Source organism: uncultured Chitinophaga sp., from assembly GCF_937874145.1.
In the GTDB taxonomy this organism is placed as follows: domain Bacteria; phylum Bacteroidota; class Bacteroidia; order Chitinophagales; family Chitinophagaceae; genus Chitinophaga.
Map to the genome: position 1 here is coordinate 18,351 of NZ_CALNBI010000115.1, position 23,162 is coordinate 41,512.

Here is a 23,162-nt window from a genome sequence, read left to right on the forward strand (position 1 = left end):
CAGGGAATTTTCGCCATATTGGAAGTATGAAAGCCTCGCTCCTGAAATTCCCTGTTCTCCTCGCGCTGGTCCTCGCCTCCGGTGCCGGCCTCTTCGCGCAGCAGGCCCCTCCGGGCACCATCGTTACCCATGTACCTGCGGAAACGAAGACCTACATCGGCTCCCCTTCGCTGGCGATCCTGCCCGACGGCTCCTACGTTGCTTCCCATGACTTCTTCGGGCCGCAAAGCTCTGAGTTCGTACAGGCCGTAACGCGCATCTTCCGCTCGCGCGACAAAGGGAAATCCAGGCAGCAGGTGAGCACGGTCAACGGGGCGTTCTGGTCCAGCCTCTTCGTGCATAAGGACACACTGTACCTCCTGGGGCCCGACCGGCACCACGGAACCGTTCTCATCCGGCGCTCTGCCGACGGCGGCGCCACCTGGACGCAACCTGCTACCCGCGAAAACGGGCTGCTCCTCGCAGGTATGTACCACTGCGCACCCATGCCGGTGCTCGTCCATAACGGCCGCATCTGGCGCGCGATGGAAACGGCGCACGGGCCGGTGCTGGATTGGGGGAAACGGTATGGCGCCATGATGATGTCGCTGGACGGCCACTTCACCGGCTGGCTCGAAGGCAACGCCGTAGCCGCGCCGGATGGGAGTATCGTCAATATCCTGCGGGTAGACGACCGCAGTTCTTTGGATGAAAAAGCGGCTATCGTCCGCATTAGCGCCGATGGCAGGCGTGCGGCTTTCGATGCGGGGAAAGACTTCATTCCATTCCCCGGCGGCAGCAAGAAGTTCGTGATACGGTTCGATGAGAAATCAGGCCGATACTGGACGCTGGCCAACATCATCCCGCAATCATTCCGCGACCAATACCCGAAGCGCAACCCCGCCACCTTTCGCAATACCCTGGCCCTGATGAGCTCCGCAGACCTGCGCAGCTGGCAAACGCATGAGATCGTGCTGCAGCACCCCGATGTCCTGCATCACGGGTTTCAGTATGTAGACTGGCAATTCGAAGGGAATGATATGATCGTATTGTCGCGGACGGCATTCGGGGAAGGAGCGGGGAAGGCGCATAATAATCATGATGCGAATTACCTCACATTCCACCGCATCAGGAAGTTCCGTGAACTGGAGCGGGAGAAGGAGTAGCAAAAAAAGCCAGCCTGCAGGAATACAGGCCGGCGCAGGAAAAATTCAGTGAACTATTATTTGTATCCTGGGTTCTGTTGATCTTTCATGTTGGGCGCATTGTCGATCTCGTTTTGCGGGAACGGCATGAGGTAATCCTTTTCTTTCCGGAATACCCTTTTCTCCGTAGCGCCGCGCATCTGCGATCCATTCAGCACGAGTGTTTTATTCAGCTCCGTTTCGGCTATTTTCCACCGGCGGATATCGGAGTAGTAGAGGCCTTCGCCTGCAAATTCAATCCGGCGTTCGTGCCGGATGCGCTGGCGCATCTGCTCTTTGCCAAGGCCAGCGGGAATCGGCGGCATATCCACGCTGGGGCGGGCCCGTACGGCATTGATCGCTTCATACACCTCGCTTACCGCGCCGGACAGTTCATTCTTTGCTTCCGCATACATCAGCAGGATATCCGCATACCGGATGATGATGCCATTGATCTGCGACAGGCCGGTTCCGCCGATGGCGTCGCCCAGGTTGGTGGTGGTGTCGTAGGCGGTGTACTTTTTATAGCTGTATCCGGTATATACACCGGGCCATCCGTCGGCATCCACGGGGTAAGGTACGCCGTTATATTTTTGACCTCTTCTGAAGATGGTCTGGTCGAGCCGGGGATCGCGGTTTTCGTTATTCGGGTTTTTAGGGTTGAGCACTGCATCGTTCGGGTCGTAAGGCGTGCCGTCTTTCATTTCGTAGGCGTTTACCAGGTCCTGCGTGGGCTCGATGGAGCTCCATCCCGGGGCATTCAGCGGGTCGTAAATGCCGAGGTAGATGTCCCAGCTCGTAGGGTACCGGGGCTGGAGGAACTGCACGTCGAAGATCACTTCGCTGTTGTTTTCATTCGCCTCGAGGAAAAGACCACGGTAGCTGGGGAAGAGCTCATAACCCAGTTTCATCACTTCTTCAGCGGCATCGGCACAGGCTTGCCATTTTTCCTGGTAGAGATAAACCCGGGTAAGCAATCCCCATGCGGCGCCTTTGGTTACACGGCCTTTATCCTCGGCAGTAACAGGCAGCAGGGGGATGGATGCCTGCAGGTCTTTTTCCACCTGCGCATATACTTCCGCCCGGGTGCTTTTCTTCGCATTTATCTGATCGAGCGAGGGCTCATCGAGCAGCACCACTACGCCGCCCCAGTAATTGGTCAGCAGGGAGTAATAGTATGCCCGCAGGAAGTGCGCTTCACCTTTCATCACATCCCTGGCGGCATCGTCCATCGTTACCCGGTCGATATTGGCGAGGAAGATATTGCAGGCCGATATGCCGGAATAGGCCCCGTTGTACAGTGTGCCCATGGAACCCATGTCGCTGGGCGTTTGCAGGCTGAGGGAGATATTTTTCCAGCCTTCCCAGGGATAGTTGTTGAAGGCATTGGGCGTGAGTACGTCGAGGTAGGGAAGCACTTCGGTAGTTACGTCCCATAGTGAGGAATAGCAGCCGATATTGGCGGCTTTCGCATCCGCTTCCGTTTTCCAGAACGTGGCAGGGGAAATCTGGTCCTGGGGGACTTTATTCAGGAAATCCTTGCCGCAGGAACTACCCAGGAACGCGGTGGCGGCAAGACATATGATGAGTTTGTTTTTCTTCATGACTGGCGAGTGTTTTCGGTTAGAGTTTTACGTTGAGGCCGCCGGAGATTATGCGTACGTTGGGATACTGGGCGGAAGAAGCGCTGGTGAGGTTCCGCTCCGGGTCGATCCCTTCGAACCGGGTGAAAGTGAACGCATTCTGTATGTCTACATATACCCGGATACCCTGGATCTTCGCGCGTTTCAGCCAGGCGTCCGGTAAGGAATATCCCACCTGGATATCTTTGATGCGCATGAACGAGGCGTCCTGCAGCCAGAAGCTGTTGGAGGCGTAGTTCTGACCGGAAGAGATGTTGTATTGCAGCAGCCGCGGCAGCCTGGCATCCCTGTTCTCAGGCGTCCAGGTGTTGCCGGGCATCCACCTGTTCATAATCCCCGCGCCGTTCAGGAAGGGGAAATACAGTTCGCCGCCAACATACGAATCCACATCGGCCACGCCCTGCAGGTTCACCCTGGCGTCAAATCCTTTCCAGCTGGCGTTCAGATAGGCGCCGTAGGTCCAGGTGGGAATAGGCTTGCCCATCACCTGGCGGTCGTCCATGCTGATCAGCCCATCCGGCACGCCATTGGGCCCGCTGATATCCTCGAACTGGATGTCGCCGGGAGCCACGGTCACGTTGGCGGGCTTCGCAGCTTTATCGACCTGGTCCTGCGTCTGGAATATGCCGATGGCCTTCCACATATAGAATGCATCCAATGGCTCGCCGTTCAGCAGGGCGTTTTGCGCTAAATATTGATCAGGAATGTGAAGAATGCTGTTCTTCAGGCGGGTAATGTTGAAGCCACCGCTGAAATTCACTGCGCCGATCTGGTCGTTATAGCCGGCGGAAAATTCCCAGCCCTTGTTGCGGACGCTCATGAGGTTCATTACGGGCTTGTCAGGCATGCCGAGGAAGTCGGGCAGGCCCTCCAGCGACCGGAGGATATCGGTACGGTCGTCGCGGAAGTAATCGAAGGTAACGCTCAGTTTATTCTTCAGAAAACCCGCATCCAGCCCAAAGTTTATCTTTTCGCCGGTTTCCCATTTGAGCGTTTCATCTACCAGCCCGCGTTGCGCGATACCGGTGAGGATCTGGTCGTTCAGGGGATAGAAGCGGGCGAATTTAAGCGTGGGCATATAGGCGTAAAGACCGATCTGGTCATTACCCGAAAGGCCCCAGGAACCGCGCAGCTTCAGTTCGTCCACGATGTTTTGGTTTTTCATGAAAGGTTCCTGCGTTACCCGCCAGCCTACCAGCACCGAAGGCATCAAACCCCAGCGGCCCGCGGGCGATAAACGCGACGAACCGTCGTACCGTGCGATACCTTCCAGCAGGTAGTTCTCCTTATAGCTGTAATTCAGCCTTCCGATGTAGGAACGCAACGCCCAGCCGTTCACGGTGCCGTCGATGAGCGGCGTTTCCAGGCCCGCGTTAATCTCCATCAGCGTATTGTTCACGAAGCCCATGATGGAACCACCCAGCGAACGAGTGTCGCTTTGTTCCTGGCTGTAAATGGCCATAACCGTCAGGTCATGATCCTGCGCGAAAACCCTGTTATAGGAAAGGCTGGTAAAGAGGGTGGTGTATAAAGTCTTTTCCCAGTCGTTGAAGGCTTTGGCGCCGCCGGCATTCATCGTGGTGGCGAGGGTCAGCGTTTTGGGATTGTAGATGTTGACTTTCGGAAGGAAGGTTTGGTTGTCGTAAGTGGAGTAGTCCGCACCGGCGGTAACGTTGAACTTCAAACCCTTGATAATCTCATAATTCAAAAACGCGTTGCCATTGAAAATACCACGAACGCTTTCGTTTTTCCCTTCATAAATCATCGCCAGCGGGCTGCGGAACTGGGTGTTGATAGAGCGTACCCAGGTGCCGGCATATTCGCCGTCGGAAGTGTAGGTGCCGAAGAAGGGAAGCGTGCGGTTTAGCTCTGTAAAGAGGTTGGTGGCGCCGTTGTGCGATTCGCGATATTTTTCATAGCGTATGCCGGTGCGGAGGCCTACTTCCAGTTTATCGCTGACCTTGGTGGTGACGTTGGCGCGCAGGTTATGCAGCTTCGCGTTGCCGTTGCGAACGATGCCATCCTGATCGGCATACCCGAGCGATACATTGAAAGTGGTTTTATTCTCACCGCCGGAAATGCTGATCTGGTTGGTCTGTATTCCCGCAGGCCGGAGCACCAGCCCTCTCCAGTCGGTGTTCGGGTATATGGAAGGATCTTTCCCGTTTTTGTATTCATCGATCACGGCATCGGAGTAGTAAACCGGTGCGCCCTGGTTGATGAGCGCCTGGTTGTACAGTTGCATGTATTCCACGGAGTTGGTCGGTGTTTCCGGGAGAAAGGTGGCTTTCTGTTTGCCGTACGATGTATGGAAATCAAGGTTGATCCTTCCTTTCTTGCCGCTCTTTGTTTGCACGAGTATCACCCCGTTGGCGGCGCGTGAGCCGTAAATAGCCACGGATGCGTCTCTCAGCACGGAAATAGATTCAATGTCGGCAGGATTGACGCTGCGCAGCGATCCCACCCCGCCATCGATGATCACGAGCGCGTTGGCGTTGCCGTTTGTGCCGATACCGCGTACACGGATGGTGGCGCCATCCGCGCCGGGCTGCCCGCTCTGCTGGTTTACCCAAACCCCCGGCACTTGGCCCGACAGGGCCTGCGATGCATTTGTAATGGGCCGGTTGGCAATGGCCCCGGCCTTCATCAGTCCCACAGAACCTGCTACCGTAGCGCGTTTGCGGGTGCCGAAGCCCACCACCACCACTTCTTCCATACCCCTGATGTCCGCAGCGAGGGTAACATCGAGCGTGGCTGCAGTGCCGGGAGATTTACTGACGGGCAGGTAACCCATCAGCCTGAATTCGAGTATTGCGGCGCCAGATTCGATCTGCAGGCTGTATTTGCCTTCCGCATCGGTGGTTGTCCCCGTGTTCTTGCCTTTAAGTAGGATCGAAACGCCTGGTAATGGTTGATTGGATTCATCGGTGACGGTGCCCGTTAATTTGCGGGCCTGTGCCACTGCGAGATGGACGTTGGCGATACAAATAAAGAAGATGAGTAGTAGTCTTCCCGTTTTTTTCATGTCAGTGAAATTTAGATATGCTAAATAAATGTTAAGAACGGAGGGCGAGGTTAACGATCTTACCAGATTTGTAAAGGATATTAGCGGGGACATGGACAATCTTCCGGAGCAGGGGAAGAATAATTAATTTTTGAGCAAAGCGATACGGCGGGAGCGGGGTAATTGATAGCGCAATTTCTTCCGGAGTAGGTAAGGATGTTTACTTTTTATGTAAACAGCGATATACCGGGAGCGACGAATTGATTGCTGGAGTTGTTTGGTAAATGAATTAACTAACGTAAAACGCCCGCGAAACCGAAGCTCCGCGGGCGTTTCTTGTATAATATACTGATTATTTCTTCGTGATGCGGTACAACCGTCCCTGGTCGGTTACGGTGTACAGGGCGCCATCGTTGCCCTGGGTGATATCGCGGAAACGCTGGCCTTCTTTGGGAAGGATCAGTTCTTCACCTACCACTTTATTGTTCTCGATCACGAGGCGCGCGATGTGCGTGCTGCTCAGGCCTGTGATGAAGAGGTTGTTTTTCCATTCGGGGATGTCGGTTCCGGTATAGAACGTCATGCCGCTGGGAGAAAGTACGGGATCCCAGTAATACACGGGTTGCTCCAGTCCGGCTTTCTGCTGGATACTGTCGCCGATCTTCTTGCCGCTGTATTCCAGGCCATAAGTAATCGTGGGCCAGCCGTAGTTTTTGCCGGGTTCCACGCGGTTCAGCTCGTCGCCGCCGCGGGGACCGAATTCCGTTTCCCAGAGATCGCCGGTAACCGGGTGGAAGGCTAAACCTTGTACGTTGCGGTGACCGTAAGAATACAGTTCGGGGCGTGCATCGGCGTTGCCGGCGAAGGGATTGCCTGCAGCGGGCTTGCCGTCTTTCGTGATGCGGACGATTTTACCGAGGCCGGATTTGAGATCCTGCGCCTGGGGGCGGGTTTTGAGGTCCGACCGTTCGCCGGTGCTTACCAGGAGGTTGCCTTCCTTGTCGATCAGGATGCGGCCGCCATAGTGAAGGGTACCGTCATATTCGGGTGTGGCGCGGTAAATCACCGTAGCGCCTTCGATTTTCTTTTCGTCGGCAGAGAGCTTGCCTTTGGCTACGGATGTGAGGGTGCCGCCGGGCCTTTGCTCGGAGAATACCCAATACACCATCCTGTTTGACGCGAAATCGGGATCCACGCGCAGGCCGAGGAGGCCGCCCTGGCCTTTGGAATTCACTTCGGGTAAGCCGGTAATGGGCTCGCTCAGTTTCCCGTCGGTAGTGGCGATGCGCATGGTGCCGGTTTTTTCGGTGATCAGGAGCCGGCCATCAGGCAGGGGCGTGATGCCCCAGGGCTTGCTGAGCCCTTCCGCCAGCATCTTGCCTTCGTAAGGTGTAGTGGTGGTAACGCCGGCGATCCTGGTCTGCCCTTCAAAAGCAGGCTTGTAATCGGTATTGGCGGCACCGGTTTCCACGGGCCCGATGGAGGAATCCCTGGTTGCCCCGGCGGCGGTGCTGTCTTGCTGGCTGTTGCCGGAAGTGCCCTGGCCGCAGGATGCGATCACCACGGCGCCACCTACGCACAGCGTACGGAGGAAGTGGGGAGTCGGATAGATGTTCATACGTTATGTTGGATTATTTGCATGGATAATCAGTGCTTAAATATAGTACAAGTTGGCAAGATTGCGCGTTTCCGGCCCGCTATTCATCTTTTTTCGATTCGGACAGGAAGCTCACCAGGTCCCGTATCTCCTTCTTCGACAACACGGCCTTCATGTCGGGCATGCTGGAAGGGGAGTAGGTTTTTTTCGCGATGGTATTGGCGGCGATGAGCCGTTCGGGTTCCGTGCCGGTTTTGATTTTCAACCCGGCGGCGCTTTCGCCGTACAGGATGCCGGAGATCTTGTTCCCGTCTTTCAGCTCCAGCGTCACCATGCCGAACCCAGGTGCCAGCCGCGCGCTGGGGTTGATGAGGGATTCGAGGATCTGGAGGCGCGTCAGCCTGCCGCCTACGCCGTTGATGCGCGGCCCTGCATTACCGCCGCGGTCGTCGTAGGCATGGCATTTCATGCATTGGGCGTTCTCGTTGCGGAAAAAGATGCGCTGCCCGCGCTGGGGATCGCCGCCTTCAAGACTGCCGGCGTAGAGCGCAAACAGTTCATCGGGTGCGCGTTTGGCGCTGATGGCTTTATACCTGTCGGCCAGGTCTTTGGAGCCGGTGCTGTCGATCGCCTCGCCCAGTTCCAGCACTACGCCCGGCGCCAGGGAACCTGCCGCCAGCTGGTCGAGCAGTTTGCCGAGGGGAGCGGAGGCGTGTTCCGTTTGAAGTTTGCCGAGCGCCAGAATTGCGGCCTGCTTTTCTTCCAGGGGTTTGGTGGCGATTACGTCAGACAGCAGGGTGGCCATGGTAGCCTGGGGTACTTTCATTTTATCGAGCAAATCAAGCCCCGCCACGCGAACGTTCTTTTCTTTATCCGTCAATGCCGCGCGGAGCGCCGTTTCCAGTTCCGGCGTTTCCAGCACAACGAGCGCCTTCAGCCCGGCGATGCGCATTTCCGGCGCGGGATCTGCTTTCACGGCGGCCAGCAAAGCAGGCGATGCGCTGGTGACTTTGAGTTTCTCCAGCGCCAATGCCGCGCTGGTTTTTACGTTTGTTTCCTTGTCCCGGAGGAGCTCGATGAGCGTTGCAGAAGAGGCTGCGATTACTTTTTTGTCGTCGCGCTTTTGGGGGCCGCGCAGGCGCCCGTCTACCCGGTCGAGCACCGAGGGATTGGGCCACACGCCCAGCGCCGCTACTGCTTCCGCCCGCATGGGAGCAGGTTTTGCAGGGCTATTGGCGTAGGCGACGAGCGTTTGGAGGAGCGCATCGCTGCCCGACTGCAGGCATGCATTGATGGCCCTTCGTATGAGCGGTTCGTTTTGGAATGTGGTAGTGCCCAGGAGGTTGCCGAGTGCCGGCATGGCGGCGGCAATGCCATTATCGTCGTTGATGGCGCGGGCGGTTTCTGTAACGATGAACTCGTCGCCGTCTTGCAGGAACCTGGCTATGTCCGCATGCTTCATGCTGCGGAGCGCCACAACCGCCGCGATGCGCACGGCCCTGGAGGGATGTGCCGATAAGGCCGCTACCGGTGCGGGATCGCCGATGCGCGCCAATGCCAGCGCACCCGCATGGCGGAGGTATACATCCTGGTCGTTATTGGCTTCCAGCATGCTGATGAGCGGATTCACCGCGGGGGCGTATTCCATCCTTCCCAACGCTTCCGCAGCAAAGAACCTTGCCCTGGCGGCCGTGTCTTTCAACATGGGAACGATTGCGGAAGCCGCTAGTTTGTATTTGATGTCTCCCAGCCATTTGGCGGTCAGCGCACGGATTTCCGGGTCTCTATCCTGCAGCATGGGGATCAGCAGCGCCGCATGTTCCGCTTGTTTGCGCGCCATCTGGCTGATACCCTGGATGGCGTGCACCCGCGACAGCTGATGGGTGGTTTGCCGCAGCGCGTTTTCGAACACCTGGACGCCGTCACTGCCCCGGCCCGCCAGTTCGAATTGCGCTTTCAACCGCACCCGGTAGTCGGCGTGTTGCAGCAAGGCGCCCAGTTCCTGGGGATTTTTCTTTTTGAAATCCGCCACCATCAGCGATTTTACTTCTTTGCGCATCGCGTTTGCCGCGCCGTCTTTATGATCAAGTTTCCAGATGCGGCCGTATTTATGCGTGCCCCATCCATCTATCCAGTCAGCCACATATAACGCGCCGTCCGGCCCGAAATCCAGCCCGGTGGCCAGTACGCCGCCGAGTACCTTCTTCTGTTCCCCCAACTCGAACCCCGCGCCCGAAGGCTTCAGCTTAAAACTGTGGATCCCCGACCCCGCAGGGTTGCCCACGAACTCCGCGATGAAAAATGATTTATGGTATTCAGGGCCCAATGCCGTGCCCGGATTGTACACCATGCCGGTAGGGCCGCTCACGAAATTGGCGATCGGGGGCGTAATGTACGCCGCCTGGCCTTCCCAGCGGGGCAGGTACATCTTTTCCTCCATCCAGACTTTATAAGTATTGTTCTGCGGGTCGCGGTACTTTCCATATTGCCAGTTGCTGCGCCATCCCGCATCCGAACCGTTCACGATATACACCAGGCGCTCTTTTTCGCCGGGATGGTCGCCGTCGTTGTCTTCACTGATGAGGTTGCCGTATTCGTCGAACACAAATTCGTGGGTGTTGCGCAGCCCGTGCGCGAAAATCTCGAAGTCGCTTCCGTCCGGGTTCGAACGTGCGATGACGCCACTGTTGGGATGTTCCCATTTCTTGCCCGTTTTATCCGTGCCGTTGAAGCCGATGTCGCCGATCTGCCAGTAGATCCTTCCATCAGGCCCCATTTCCACGCCGGACATGCCGTGCCCGCTGAACCCGATATGCACTGCATACCCGTGCGACATGGAGGTTTTCTCATCCGCGATCCCATCCCCGTTTTTATCCCGCATCCGCCACATATCCGGCGCCACGGCTACATACAGATCTTTGCCGTCGATCAGTACGCCGCCGGCCACATCGGTCACTTCGTCGTGGAAATCATCCACCACCAGCTGCGATTGCTCGGCACGGCCGTCGCCATCCAGGTCGTCCAGGCGATAAACGTGTTCCGTTTCGATGGCCAGGTCGCGCCAGTCGTGGGAGCTGTCGCCGTTGAGGTCGGCGAGCCATTTGTTGCGGTGGCTGTTTTCGGGGGAAAGTTCTTCGTGCAGGAATTTCCGGCGGTCTTCGACGGTGGCCAGGCTGATGGAAGGGATCTCCCATTCCCGGTGCCCGCGGATGTCGAATTCGGAATTGTTCTGCCGGTTGGTGGTGGTGTAATAGATGCTGCCGTTGTCGTCGATATCGATGGCGATGGGCGACACCACGAGCGAATCGATCCCCCAGAGGCTGAGCGTCAATCCTTCCGCCAGTTCCGGTTTTATTTCGGCTTCAATAGCGGTGGCGATCTTCGCCGTTTGGGCAGAGTCCATTTTTTTGATCCGCAGATCAACGGCCTTTTGGCCGCAACCGGCCAGGAGTGCGGAAAAGACAAGGGCGCAGGACGATGCCTGGCGCAGAACGGGTAGTTTCATACTAGCAATCTTGACGTGGAAGAAATTTCCGGGCTCATCCCGGAGGCCAGTCAAAATAGGCAAAATCGGTAAAAAACGCAACGCCGTTCATCCCTTTTGGGCGGGGAGGGGAAAAGAAGAAGCCACCCGGGAGGATGGCTTCCTGCAAATTTTATTGTTCTTCCTGTTCGGTGATGGCTGGCAGTGTGGTGTCGCCATTTTTGTTTTTACCGAGGAAATTGGGAAGGTCCATCCCGGCCATGTTGAACATGTCCTGCAGGGGCGGAACGGCTTTGTAGAGGCCGCTGATGAACCCTGCGGTCGAGGATTGCCCGTTTTGGCCGTTGGCGCCGTCCCAAACGGTGACCTTGTCGATCTTGATATTTTTGATGGCTTCGGTCTGCATTTTCACGAGCTCAGGCAATTTGTCGGCGATGAGCAGCAATACGGCGTCTTTCGAATTATTACCTGCGGCCTGAACGATTTTATCGAGACCTTCCGCCTGTTTGGTAAGAATTTCGAACATACCTTTTGCTTCCGCTTCCATTTTTGCGTAGATCGCGTCTGCCTCACCCTTGGCTTTTTCACGGATTTTTTCCGCTTCGGCCTGCGCTTCGATGATGGCTTTCTGCTTCTGGATTTCTGCGGTTACCACGATGTTGGCGTTCTGGGAAGCGCGTTCGCGGTCGGCGCGCGCGTCTTCCGCTCTTCTTTCCGCTACGTACGCTTCTTCAAGCGCTTTTGCGGATTGGATTTTCTCCGCTGCCACGGCGCGCTTTGCCGCTTCCGCTTCTTTTTCGCGGCGCTCCGCTTCCGACTGCGCGATGTGCACGCGGGCGGTATTTTCACCTTCCACGGCGAGGGCATTGGCTTGTGAAGCGCGGATACGCGTGTCTCTTTCGGCCTCGGCTTTACCGATGGCCTCGTCGCGGTTGGCGGCGGCGATGAGGATGGCTTTGTCTTTATTGGCCGTGGCGATCTGGGTATCCCTGTCGCGCTGGGTTTCCGCGATGCTTACGTCGCGGTTTTTCAGCGTTTGCTGGATGGTGATATCCTTTTCGCGGTCGGCTTCGGCTTTACCGGTTTCACCCAGTTTTTCCTGTTCAGCCACGCTTTTCTTGGCTTCGTTGATGGCCTTGGCGGCGGCTTCTTTACCGAGAGCTTCGATGTAGCCGGATTCGTCCTTGATGTCCGTCACGTTTACGTTGATCAGTTTCATACCGATCTTCTTGATTTCGGCTTCTACGTTCGACGCAACGTTGGCGAGGAATTTATCACGGTTGTTGTTGATCTCTTCGATATCCATGGTAGCTACCACCAGGCGGAGCTGGCCGAAGATGATGTCTTTGGCCAGGTCGTGGATGGCGGAGCGCTGCAGGCCCAGGAGGCGTTCTGCCGCGTTGGTCATGGTGCCGGGCTCGGTGGAGATGGCCACGGTGAAGCGGGAGGGTACGTCCACGCGGATGTTTTGCCGGCTCAGGGCGTTGGTCAGGTTTACTTCGATGGAGATAGGCGTAAGCTCCATGAAAGCATAATCCTGGATCACGGGCCAGATGAAGGCGGCGCCGCCGTGGATGCATTTGGCGGAATGCGACCCGTCGGGCCCTTTGCCCACTTTACCATATACCACAAGGATCTGGTCGGAAGGGCAGCGTTTATACCGCTTGAAAAGGGCATAGAGCAGGGTAAACACGAAAAAGACCGCCACAAGGACGGCAATCAGAATGAAATCCATGTATCTATCGGGTTTGTTTGGTGACGATTAAAGCCTGGTTGTCGAGGATGGAGGTTACGGTGACGAGGGCCCCGGTGGGGATGGGCTCCGCGTCGTCGGTCATGGCGTCGAGCTCGCGCCAGGCGCCCTGGATCTGGAGGGTAACTTTCCCCATGCCGGACCTGGCGGCGGGAATGGCGAGGTATACCGTGCCGCTGGCTTTGACGGCGTTCTGCATTTTGAGCGTACCGTCGTAGGCGAGGCGCCCGGTGTAGTAGAACATGGCAGCCATGATGAGCATCATCCCCAAACCGGCAACAGTAGCTGTTAGCACCGTGACGGTAGGAGAGAACCCGTTGTGAATGCCGGCAAGGCCCACCCATCCGAAAATGGTGAAAAAGCCGAACATGTTGCGGATCGTGAAAAACTGGAACCCGATACCATCGTCGGCATCCAGCATGTCGGTAACATCGCCGGTAGCGCCGTCGTGCTCGCCGCCGAAGAGGCTCATCACGTTCTGGACAAGAAATAACAGGGAAAATAATAAGGCGACGGACCAAAAGACCTTCTCGAATACGGGAAGGGGGCTGAACCAGTCCATAATGTGTAACAAACGAATCATTGGCTAGGGATATGTTCGGAGGGAAGATAATGAAATTCTGCCGTTTGAAGGAGTGAAAGGGCACAAATATTGATCCGGGAAGGATAAAACTGTTGCATATGAACCTCAAACGGACATTTGGCACCCTGCTGACCATCCTCGGCATCGTCGGGATTTTGTATACCGGTTATGGTTTTATCCGTCAGAATGCGAACTGGCGCGAAATCCTGGTCGTAGGGATCATCGGTGTGGTGTTCTTTTCCGCCGGTATCGGGCTGGTGCGCAACACCCGCGACGAAAGTTGAGGGCCGGATTTTCCCATCCACCCAAAAAACGGTAAATTCCGGGCATGATTGAAGCAACGGACATCAGGATCGGCAATCTGCTCTGGTATTACGACTATCATATGGTCGAAACCGTGTTCCGCGTGGAGGGGGTTCATGAAGGTTTCGTTTATAACACCGGCCTGCCGCGCAGCAAGCTTCCCCTCGAAAAAACCAATCCCCTCAAGCTGGAGGCGCAATTTCTCTTCCAGTTCGGATTCCTCGCCGGCGACCCGGATTATGGCGAAGATCCGGACGTTTATACGTACAAATACAACCGGACGGACAGCATTTATATCCGCGACGAAGGCGACAAATTCCAGCCATTGGCGGCGCATGAAGGGGGATTTGTGCCGTATGGCCGCCCTATCGTCCACCTCCACCAGTTGCAGAATCTTTTCTACGATCTGACGAGGGATGATGTGTTTATGCAATAATAGGTTAACGTCATTTCATCCCATCATCTTCATTCAACAACTTTTCCAGCATCTCTATGTCTTCCCGGTTATCAGTCTCCATGTTCGTCAAGCCAAAATAGATATGTCCGTAAAGGATTTTCCGGTCTTTCGCAGGAAACCGGCGGATTGCGGACATCACCAGCTCGGGCGCTCCGGAAAAACAAATTGCCAGCGCATCCGATGGCCATTCCGGTGCTGCGCCTTCTGTATCGATATAAACGAGCAGCCATTCATGCAGGACGGCGGTATCTTTGGTCCGGATAATGTGTGCCGCCAACTCCTCAAGTATCATTTCGTAGGTAGCTTCAAACGCGCGGGATCGGGTCAGGTAAGCGCTGTCGGACAATATTTTTCGTTTCTGCGGATCAGCGATCCGGCCGGCTTCTTCGGCCAGTTTATCAGCGCGTTTATATTCCTTCCTTACCGCGGCGAGGGTGCGGCAAAGAATGCCCCGTTGCGCAGTATCCGGCATGTCGCTTAGCAGCCGCACCCGGCTGCGGTGGATATAGCCTTCCGGCTCGCCGGTAATCCATTTCATTTGCCATGTAACGTAATCGATACGCCACCAATCTCCGTTGCCGGGATGCACGGCAAACGGCTGGTCGTTATGCAATGTTACGACGATAGGGGATGAAGTTGAAGGTCCTTTGCGGATATAGGTAAAGCCATCAGGATCGTTGATCACGGCGAGTGGTACGGGCTGCTGGCCGGAGGTAGTTGTAAACAGCAAAAGCAGCAGGGGAAGCAGGATGTGTGGTGGTTGGATGCGCATGGTGTTGCAATTGATAACGATTGAATATCGATCGCCGGTATGGCCATGTAAGGGATTTTTGTCAAATATACTATTTGATTGCAAGTAACTGCCCGGGATGATTATCTTTGACCAGACCATCATCAAAACCGTGAACATGAAATTTAGCAGACTGCTGCTGGCGGGGCTGCTGGCGACAAGCCTTCCGTCCGCCGCGCAATCCTCCAAAAGGCCCAATATTATTTTCATTTTCTCCGACGATCATGCTTTCCAGGCCGTGAGCGCTTACGGCGGCAAGCTCGCCCAGACGCCGAATATCGACCGCATCGCCCGCGAAGGCGCGATCTTCCGCAACGCCCTGGTCACCAATTCCATCTGCGGCCCCAGCCGCGCTACCTTGCTGACGGGCAAGTACAGCCACCGCAACGGTTATCCGCGCAATGAGCAGAAGTTCGATGTCACGCAGGTCCTCTTCCCCCGCGTGCTCCAGCAAAACCAGTATCAGACCGCCTGGATCGGGAAATGGCACCTCGGCAGCCTGCCCGAAGGCTTCGACTACTGGCGCATCCTGCCGGGGCAGGGGCACTACTACAATCCCGACTTCATCGAAAAAGGAAAAGACACGGCCCGCGTTCAGGGATACGTGACCAATCTCGTTACAGATTTCTCCATCGACTGGCTCCGGCACCGCGATACAACGAAGCCTTTCATGATGGTAGTAGGCCACAAAGCCACGCACCGCGAATGGCTGCCCGACCTGCAGGACCTCGGCGCCTACGATCACATCAACTTCCCCACGCCCGCCAACTTCAACGACACTTACGACAACCGGGAAGCCGCCCGCAACCAGGATATGACCATCGGCGCCACCATGCGCCTGGATTTCGACCTGAAAGTCCACGCGAACTATAAAGGCTGGATCTACAACCGCTTCACACCGGAACAACTTTCCGCATTCAAAGGATATTACGACGGTAAAGTGACAAAGGAATTCGACGCGCTTAAACCCACCGGCGCCGCGCTCACCGCCTGGAAATACCAGCGCTATTTGAATTACCTGGCCACCGCCAATTCGCTCGACCGCAACATCGGCCGCCTGCTCGACTACCTCGACCGCACGGGCCTTGCCGAAAATACGGTGGTGGTATATGCATCTGACCAGGGTTTTTACCTCGGCGAACACGGCTGGTTCGACAAGCGCTTCATGTACGAAGAATCGCTGCGGACGCCTTTCGTAGTCCGCTACCCCGGCAAGATCAAGCCCGGCACACAGGTGAAGGAACTGATGTGCAACATCGACTGGGCGCCCACGATCTTAGACTGGGCCGGCGTACCTGTTCCAGACGAAATGCAGGGGAAATCCTTCATGCCCCTGGTTACGCGCAACGGCAACAAATCCGCATGGCGCAAAGCGGCATATTATCATTATTACGAGTATCCCGAACCGCACCGCGTATCGCCGCACTTCGGCCTGAGAACGGAACGGTATACTCTCATCCGGTTCTACGGCCCCGCGGATAACTGGGAATTATACGACCTCGTAAAAGATCCCGGGCAGGTGCGCAACCTGATCGGCCGGAAAGGTTATGAGAAAATCACCGCCGACCTGAAAGCGGAGCTTCGCCGGCAGATCCTCCAATATAAAGACGACGACGCTTTGCGGACGTTCGATAAAGGATAACATGATAAAGCCCGGTTCAAATTTGACCGGGCTTTTTTGTTATATCTGCTGATACCGCATCACGGCCGCCATCACCGCGCCGGACGGCATTTTATCGGGGTCCATCACATGGACTTCCGCGCCGTTCATCAACGCCTGGGTGACCGCTGCGTTCACCATGCATTCGTCGCCTTCCTGTTCCTGGTCGTGCAGCTGCAATTGGTTGGTTTCTTTCACGAAAGCGCCCCAGAGGTGCGCGCCTTCAGCCACGAGCAGGAGGTCCGTTCGTGCGTAGTAACACGCTGGAATGATTTCCGCCGGATCGGTGGTGCTGAGTTTATTGCCGGTATTGTTATTGAAGCGCTCGATGGCCTTTTCGCATTTTCCGCAGAACCAGGGCTCCATGGCCTCCCGGGCGCTCCGGAACAAATCGTTGACGGGTACGTGTTCCATATTGCCGGTGAGCGCCGCGTCCGCCATGTGCCGGTATTTGGTGCGCTGGCGGAAAATTGGGTGGAGGTATTCCACACCGGCCAGCATCAGCGGTATATTGCTGTCGTGGAGCACTTCTTTCCAAAGGGTTTCGTCGACTTCGTCGAGGTACATGGAAATATTCGCCTTATCGTCTGGCTTGCCGGCGCCGATGCCGTGGTAATTGGCGCCCTGGCCTGCGCCGGAGCTGCTGGTGCGGAAGAGCTTCTGGTCGTCTTTTTCTTCAAAATGGACGACATCTTCCACGCCGCGCGGCATGCCGGGCACTTCCACTTCATGCATGCCCCAGGCGTCGGCTTCGTAGAGCGTTGCGCGGTGTTTGCTGAGGGCCAGGAGGTAGAAGCGCTCGTCGGCGGTGAGGAGCGGCAGGAGCGGGCTCAGGTAGAACGTATGATTGATGTAGAATTCCTGTTTTACCGAGTAAGGCAGCCGGATGAAACGGCAGTTGCCGGGTGCGAGGAAGATGGCGAGCCCTTCGCGCTGGTTGCGCCAGAACTGGTCGTCGTGCACCATGATCCGGGCGCATTCCATGAGCGGCCCCAGTTCGTGGCGCGGAGCGCCATTGCTGAGGAGCGCCAGTTCCACCTGGCGAACGAGGTGCTTCAGTGCGATGCTGTCTTGCTGCTCGTTCACTTCCACTCCGCGGCTGTGGGTGGGCAGATACACGGAAATGGTCAAGGGTGCGCGGTGGTTCGACAGCTGCGTGAAGATTTCGCGGTCGAGGGTATTAATTTCTGTAATTCCCTCGGGCGTAATTTGCTTACCTGAATGGGAGGGCGCTCCCGCAGCAGGGCGCGGTTTGGGCGCGGCCAGTTCTTCTTCTCCCTTCAATACGTTGCGGTTAGGGTGCAGCACGCGCACATTGGCCGCTGGTTTCTCCTCGTTTTCGGTATATCGCTGCGTGATGTCGCCGTCTTGTTCCAGTGTAGTGCCTTCCAGGTTGGGGCGGAGCCCGAGTTCGCTTTCATCGCCTTTTCCCGAAGGTTTTCCTTTTGGCGGGATGTATTTCCCTTCTCTGTCTTTTCCCATGGTGAAATTGAATTGGTGATCAGGAAAAACCGGTACAAACTCCATACCTCCGGCATCCCTGCGGGTATGAAAATTCCGATCCTGCGGCTGTTTCCACGCTAATCCTCACTTTGCGGAAGGTTTACACAAAGCCGGCCCGCTTTCTCCTGCTGTTTCGATACGCACGGCGTTTGCAGTTGTTATAGAAAACGTTTCAATCATCTTTCAAAACTATTTGTTATGCAGAACGAACAGCAGGAAATCCATGGCACCACCGTGCCGGTAAACCGTGAAGAAGCCGAACGCGGCTCCGTTGATCCGCAAAATATCCCGGGAGACACTGTCCGGGAAGAAGACGGCTCGCCCGTGGTCGACGAGCAGGATCTGTTAGACAACGACCTTCGCGAAGAGGAGGTTGAAAGCGAGGATCAGGATCCCGACACGGAAGGCCAGCCCTGAAGGGCACCCGTCAACGATTATTCATCTACACCAAACAAACAACCGTATGAACGAAAATGCATGCACAGGCCCCAAACCACCAGTGAATGTCGGGAAATTGGAACGTGTGCTTTCCGCCGCGGCGGGTGCCGTGCTCGTATGGAAAGCACTGACAAACCCCGGCGCTAAAGCCCTGAAAGGCGCAGCGGGAGCGTACCTGCTCTACCGGGCCGTTTCGGGGAATTGCCCGTTGTATACTGCGATTGGCAAGCAACGGCTCCCGGATCCCGTACAAAATATCAATATCCGCAGCACCATCACCGTCAATAAACCGCGGGAAGTGGTATATGCTTTCTGGCGGAAACTGGAAAACTTGCCGTTGTTCATGAAACATCTCCAATCCGTGGAGGAACGCGAAGGCGGGCAATCGCACTGGGTCGCGCAATTCCCCGGTTTTCCGGCGATCCTGTCCTGGGACGCTGAAATTGTTAAGGAAGAAGAAGGCAGTTTCCTGGGATGGAATTCCCTCCCCGGCAGCGTGCTCGACAATGCCGGCAAGGTGGAATTCCGCGATGCGGGAGAAGGGCAGACTGAAATTCAGGCCGTGATCACTTACCGCGCACCGCTGGGCCCGGCAGGTGAATCCATTGCAAGGTTGTTTACCCCCATGTTCAAAGACATGCTCCGGGAAGAACTCCTGAGCTTCGGCTATTTTATGGAGACGGGAAACCTGCCGGCCGACAGTAGCCAGCCCGGCAGGCGCAACCGCCATAAAACGCATTTCACGAAACATACATCCAACGGAAAAGAATCCGAATGGTGACGTAGCGATGGATTCAGATTTTCCCATCTGCGGTCTGGCTTTCAGGCCGGAAGAGGGGAAGGTCGTTTTCGTCGGACATCACTACATCGAAATCCTTTCCTACGGTGTTTTTTACATAATCACCGCCGGAAATGTGGAAGACGGTGGCGCCTGCGATTCTTTCGATCTGCGCGTTCAGCATATGGTCCATGCCTTGAATGTTGATGATGATCTGCCTGGTCATAACGAATGGTTTATAAGGTAAGTACGGCAAACCACAGGCCACGGTTAATGCTGTTGGCGTGGCATGCTTTTCGGTTGGATTTTTCCGTCAGTCTATTTTTCAAACTTTAAAATTTCCGGTTATGCAGGAACAACAAACCGCCCGCAAAACATTGCAGGGGCAATACATTTCTTTGGAAGGAAAAAAAGTCCTCATTACCGGGGGCACCACCGGTATCGGGCGCGAAATCGCGCGCATGCTGGCGGCGGAAGGCGCAAGCGTAATGATCTTCGGCCGCGATGAAAACGCTATGAACGAGGCGTTGGAAGATATCCGGGAGTCCGCTTCCGGCAACGATCCCGTCGGTTTTACGGCGGACGTGGCCACGGAAGAAGGGATTAAAAAGATCTTCTCCGAAGTAGACGCCAACGGCGGCATCGACGTACTGGTCAACAATGCCGCGTTGGGCTACCAGGGCATTATGGAAGGCAATTATGAGGAATGGCAATACATCCTCAACGTAAATATGCTCGGCTACCTGGCCTGTACGCATGAAGCTGCCAAAAGGATGGAAAGCGCCGGTGGTAAGGGACAGATCATTTATATCGGCTCCATGAGCGCAGACACCCGCGATCCCAAGAGCTCCGTATACGTGGCAACGAAATCCGGTATCCAGGGATTTGCCGAAGCGGCCAGGAAAGAGCTCAATCCCAAAGGCATCCGCATTTCATTGGTCGAGCCCGGTGCGGTGGATACGGATATGCAGGAACAGCCTGCCGAAGAAAAATTGAAGAAGATTGAAGCACAGGAAATGCTCATGGCGGAAGATATCGCCGAAGCCGTGCTTTTCGTGATCACGCGGCCGGAGCGTTGCGATGTGGTGGATATGAAAATCCGTCCGCATAAGCAGCTGATTTAACAGCGTGGTGCGCCCCGTGTTGAGGAGGGTTTACACATTCGTTTCTTTTCAGACACAACTACTTGCCTCAACAACAAGACGAATTTCCTGCTGTTACATGAAATCGAAATGGAATGTTTATTGGATCATACTCCAAAACATCATTTCCCACATAAAATCATTGTTATGTTCTACCACGTAAAGGAATTACAGTTCAATGCGCGCGTTTCCCGCCCCGATCCCGCGTTCGCCTCTTTGCTGCTGGAACAGTTCGGCGGCGCCAACGGGGAGCTGGCGGCGGCCATGCGCTACTTCACGCAGGCTTTTGGCGCCCGTAACCCGTTTCCCGATAAGTACGATATGCTGATGGACATTGCGACGGAGGAGTTCAGCCACCTCGAAATCGTTGGCGCCACCATCCAGATGCTGCTTTCAGGCGTGAACGGCGCGCTGAAAAACGCGGCCGACAGCTCAGAAATCATGCAGCTGCTCGACGGCTCCGCCGCCCGCGAATCCTTCATCCATAAAGCCATGGTAGCCCCGCAGATCCTGACTTCCACCGGCGGCGGTCCGGCGCTCACCAACAGCCAGGGCGTTCCCTGGACGGCAGCGTACATCAACGGCGACGCCAACGGCGATCTTTCGGTGGACCTGCGTTCCGACATTGCCGCCGAGTCCCGCGCGAAGATCACTTACGAATATCTCCTGCAGTTTACCGACGACCCGTATGTGAAAGAGACGCTGAACTTCCTCATGACCCGCGAAGTGGCGCACTTCCAGATGTTCCAGGCGGCGCTGGATACCATTCAGCCCAACTTCCCGCCGGGCGTCCTGCAAAGCGATCCCCGGTACAGCAATCTCTATTTCAACATGTCGAACGGCACGGACTACAGAGGCCCCTGGAACGAAGGCGCGTCCACGCACCTGGGGGAAACCTGGCAGTATATCGACGACCCGGTGAAGCATGTTATGGAAACGAACGGACTGCTCGATTGCGAACCGAAAGGCACCCCGCGTACACCGGAACTGGTCGCTGAAATGGACCGGGAAATGTCGAAAGTGCGCAGTGATATGGTGAAAATGGCGACGCCCGTCAGCGGCATGCAATGGAATATGGATAAAGACCCCGACGCAAACGGCATAGCAAATACGGAATCATGAACGGAAGCAAGACAGGACTGAGGCTCACTTATTTTACGGACCCGCTCTGTTGTTGGAGCTGGGCCCTGGAGCCCGTCTGGCAACAGGTGCGCGAGACCTGGCAGGGTCAACTGCAATGGCGATATGTGATGGGCGGACTGATCAAAGATTGGTCTTCTTACCGCGATACCATGCAGGCCGTTTCGCGCCCTGTCCAGATGGGGCCTGTGTGGCTGGAAGCCAAATACGCCTCCGGCCAGCCATTCAACGAAAAGATATGGATCACCGATCCGCCAGCTTCCAGCTGGCCCGCCTGCCTTGCGGTGAAATGCGCGGGAATGCAGGGAAAAGAAGAAGAAATGCTATTTGCATTGCGCTACGCTGTTATGGCGGGCGGCAGGAACATCGCGCGGAAGGAAGTGCTGATCAGCGTGGCGGAGGGCGCCGGCCTGGATATGGACCAGTTCCGCAAAGACCTCGTTTCGCCCGTAGCTTCCGCAGCCTTGCAGGCCGATATGAACGAGGCCCAGTTGAAAGGCATCCATCGTTACCCTACTTTCATTCTCGCCATGGATGGCCGTCCGGGCGTCCTTTTCACGGGCTACCGGCCGGCAGAGGCGTGGCATTCCATCATCAAAGACTATCTGGAAGGGCAGGAATCTGCCGCCTGACGGATAAATCCCGGTACTTAATTTGAGACCTGTGATAACTGTGGAAGCTTTTCCACCAAACCCGCTTATTTGTAACCCAGGCAATGTTATAACCAAATACTTACGCATGAAAGGCTTTTCTCCTTGGTATCACTTCGACAACAGGCCCGAAAACGGGCCGCTGTGGCACAGGAAAACGGGCAATATTGAATACGAAGCCCATGTTTCCGACGATTCACTGTGGATTAAAGTATCCGTCAGGCGCCAAACTGTACTTGCCCTGCGGTCGGGATATTTCCCCGGCAACGGTTTCAAGTTATTGCACACGGATGCAGGCGGTGATTCTTTTAAAATGCTGGCGGAATGCGTTGTGGGCCGTTACCATATTCCTATCTACCTGCCTGATCCATCTGTTCCCATTATCCGTTGCACAACCAAACTCACACCGAAAGCCGATTTGCGCATCCCTTTCTGGCCCCGCGACCTTATGGTTTGCCGGCCTTCGCAGGCGAAGGAGCCCTTCAAAGGCAAACTGTATGTGCAGCAGGAGGGCATCCGTTCGGGGTGGCTATTCGGTGGCATCGACAGTACGGACTCCTGCACTTTCCTCTACTTTCAAAATTTAACGGCGCTCAACGACTATGCGTTGCATACGAAAAAAGGCCTGGGAGATACCGTCGGCGGAGCGTGGCCGGAACTGGGTTTCGGCTTGCCGGCGGCGCCCGATGACCCGCTGCCTGCCAATACGGAGATCACGATCAATGACGCTTTCCTCATGATGCATGAAGACAGGCCGGAAGACGAGAACGACCTGGCAGCGCTGTTCCTGCAAATGCTGGGGCGTTTGTACCTGCACATCCCGTTGCCGGTGACCAGTTATAAACCCTGGCAAACCGTGCTGCAGGGCACGCTCCGTGATTTACAGGTGAATTGCGGCTGCTGGTATCGCGCAGGAGGCCATTCCTACCTCAACGCTTACCTCTGCGATTACGACACCGCGCCGGAGATCATGGTGCAACTGGCGGTTTTGCTGCCGCTGATGGAATATGAAAAATGGGCGAAGGGGCCGGATCTGAAAATCATTGAAACGATACAGGACGGCCTTCATGCTTT

Annotated in this window: 19 protein-coding genes; 10 read left to right on the forward strand and 9 right to left on the reverse strand. The window is 55.9% G+C overall.

Annotation, left to right across the window (positions count from 1 at the left end):
- Positions 1 to 26: 26 nt before the first annotated feature.
- Positions 27 to 1,145 (forward strand): sialidase family protein, encoded by a 1,119-nt coding sequence (locus Q0510_RS05280; RefSeq protein ID WP_298708930.1) that lies wholly within the window; start codon positions 27 to 29, stop codon positions 1,143 to 1,145.
- Positions 1,146 to 1,201: 56 nt separating this feature from the next.
- On the opposite strand, the gene Q0510_RS05285 is transcribed toward Q0510_RS05280, so the two are convergent.
- The 6 genes from Q0510_RS05285 to Q0510_RS05310 form a co-directional block, all read right to left on the reverse strand.
- On the reverse strand, positions 1,202 to 2,767 hold the full coding sequence (locus tag Q0510_RS05285) for a RagB/SusD family nutrient uptake outer membrane protein (RefSeq protein WP_298708932.1): 1,566 nt from the start codon (positions 2,765 to 2,767) through the stop codon (positions 1,202 to 1,204).
- Positions 2,768 to 2,786: 19 nt separating this feature from the next.
- The gene (locus Q0510_RS05290) at positions 2,787 to 5,831 is read right to left on the reverse strand and encodes a TonB-dependent receptor (RefSeq protein WP_298708934.1); all 3,045 of its coding nucleotides are present in this window, start codon (positions 5,829 to 5,831) and stop codon (positions 2,787 to 2,789) included.
- 331 nt (positions 5,832 to 6,162) lie between these two features.
- A complete protein-coding gene (locus Q0510_RS05295; RefSeq protein ID WP_298708936.1) occupies positions 6,163 to 7,428 on the reverse strand; it encodes a PQQ-dependent sugar dehydrogenase in 1,266 nt (421 codons plus the stop codon).
- Positions 7,429 to 7,507: 79 nt separating this feature from the next.
- On the reverse strand, positions 7,508 to 10,912 hold the full coding sequence (locus tag Q0510_RS05300; protein WP_298708937.1) for a PVC-type heme-binding CxxCH protein: 3,405 nt from the start codon (positions 10,910 to 10,912) through the stop codon (positions 7,508 to 7,510).
- Between the two features lie 151 nt (positions 10,913 to 11,063).
- Positions 11,064 to 12,626 (reverse strand): flotillin family protein, encoded by a 1,563-nt coding sequence (locus Q0510_RS05305; RefSeq protein ID WP_298708939.1) that lies wholly within the window; start codon positions 12,624 to 12,626, stop codon positions 11,064 to 11,066.
- Positions 12,627 to 12,630: 4 nt separating this feature from the next.
- Entirely contained in the window at positions 12,631 to 13,227 is a 597-nt protein-coding gene (locus tag Q0510_RS05310) for a hypothetical protein (protein WP_298708941.1), read from the reverse strand.
- A 98-nt stretch (positions 13,228 to 13,325) separates the two neighbouring features.
- On the opposite strand from Q0510_RS05310, the gene Q0510_RS05315 reads away from it, so the two are divergent.
- On the forward strand, positions 13,326 to 13,511 hold the full coding sequence (locus Q0510_RS05315) for a hypothetical protein (protein WP_298708943.1): 186 nt from the start codon (positions 13,326 to 13,328) through the stop codon (positions 13,509 to 13,511).
- Between the two features lie 44 nt (positions 13,512 to 13,555).
- Entirely contained in the window at positions 13,556 to 13,966 is a 411-nt protein-coding gene (locus tag Q0510_RS05320; protein ID WP_298708945.1) for a hypothetical protein, read from the forward strand.
- Between the two features lie 10 nt (positions 13,967 to 13,976).
- Here Q0510_RS05320 and Q0510_RS05325 read toward each other — a convergent pair whose 3' ends face one another.
- Entirely contained in the window at positions 13,977 to 14,897 is a 921-nt protein-coding gene (locus Q0510_RS05325) for an SH3 domain-containing protein (protein ID WP_298708947.1), read from the reverse strand.
- Between Q0510_RS05325 and Q0510_RS05330 the strand changes: the two genes are divergently transcribed.
- Positions 14,896 to 16,419: a sulfatase gene (locus Q0510_RS05330; protein ID WP_298708949.1), complete on the forward strand. Its 1,524-nt coding sequence runs from the start codon at positions 14,896 to 14,898 to the stop codon at positions 16,417 to 16,419. The two genes, Q0510_RS05325 and Q0510_RS05330, sit on opposite strands and share 2 nt — an antisense overlap.
- 39 nt (positions 16,420 to 16,458) lie before the next feature.
- Here Q0510_RS05330 and Q0510_RS05335 read toward each other — a convergent pair whose 3' ends face one another.
- Positions 16,459 to 17,919 (reverse strand): hypothetical protein, encoded by a 1,461-nt coding sequence (locus tag Q0510_RS05335; protein WP_298708951.1) that lies wholly within the window; start codon positions 17,917 to 17,919, stop codon positions 16,459 to 16,461.
- Between the two features lie 219 nt (positions 17,920 to 18,138).
- Here Q0510_RS05335 and Q0510_RS05340 point away from each other — a divergent pair, with 219 nt between their 5' ends.
- Positions 18,139 to 18,357 carry a hypothetical protein gene (locus Q0510_RS05340; RefSeq protein WP_298708953.1) on the forward strand — a complete coding sequence of 73 codons (219 nt, stop codon included), beginning with the start codon at positions 18,139 to 18,141 and terminating at the stop codon, positions 18,355 to 18,357.
- Positions 18,358 to 18,403: 46 nt separating this feature from the next.
- Positions 18,404 to 19,159 (forward strand): YgaP-like transmembrane domain, encoded by a 756-nt coding sequence (locus Q0510_RS05345; RefSeq protein WP_298708955.1) that lies wholly within the window; start codon positions 18,404 to 18,406, stop codon positions 19,157 to 19,159.
- Positions 19,160 to 19,172: 13 nt separating this feature from the next.
- Here Q0510_RS05345 and Q0510_RS05350 read toward each other — a convergent pair whose 3' ends face one another.
- Positions 19,173 to 19,382: a hypothetical protein gene (locus Q0510_RS05350; protein WP_298708957.1), complete on the reverse strand. Its 210-nt coding sequence runs from the start codon at positions 19,380 to 19,382 to the stop codon at positions 19,173 to 19,175.
- Positions 19,383 to 19,503: 121 nt separating this feature from the next.
- Between Q0510_RS05350 and Q0510_RS05355 the strand changes: the two genes are divergently transcribed.
- The 4 genes from Q0510_RS05355 to Q0510_RS05370 all read left to right on the forward strand — a co-directional run.
- Complete coding sequence (locus tag Q0510_RS05355) at positions 19,504 to 20,280, forward strand: SDR family oxidoreductase (RefSeq protein WP_298708960.1); 777 nt, start codon at positions 19,504 to 19,506, stop codon at positions 20,278 to 20,280.
- A 165-nt stretch (positions 20,281 to 20,445) separates the two neighbouring features.
- Complete coding sequence (locus tag Q0510_RS05360) at positions 20,446 to 21,420, forward strand: manganese catalase family protein (RefSeq protein WP_298708961.1); 975 nt, start codon at positions 20,446 to 20,448, stop codon at positions 21,418 to 21,420.
- Entirely contained in the window at positions 21,417 to 22,070 is a 654-nt protein-coding gene (locus Q0510_RS05365; protein WP_298708963.1) for a DsbA family protein, read from the forward strand. Before Q0510_RS05360 ends, Q0510_RS05365 begins: the two co-directional genes overlap by 4 nt.
- A gap of 106 nt (positions 22,071 to 22,176) precedes the next feature.
- On the forward strand, positions 22,177 to 23,162 hold a 986-nt coding region (locus Q0510_RS05370; protein WP_298708965.1), incomplete at its 3' end, for a hypothetical protein.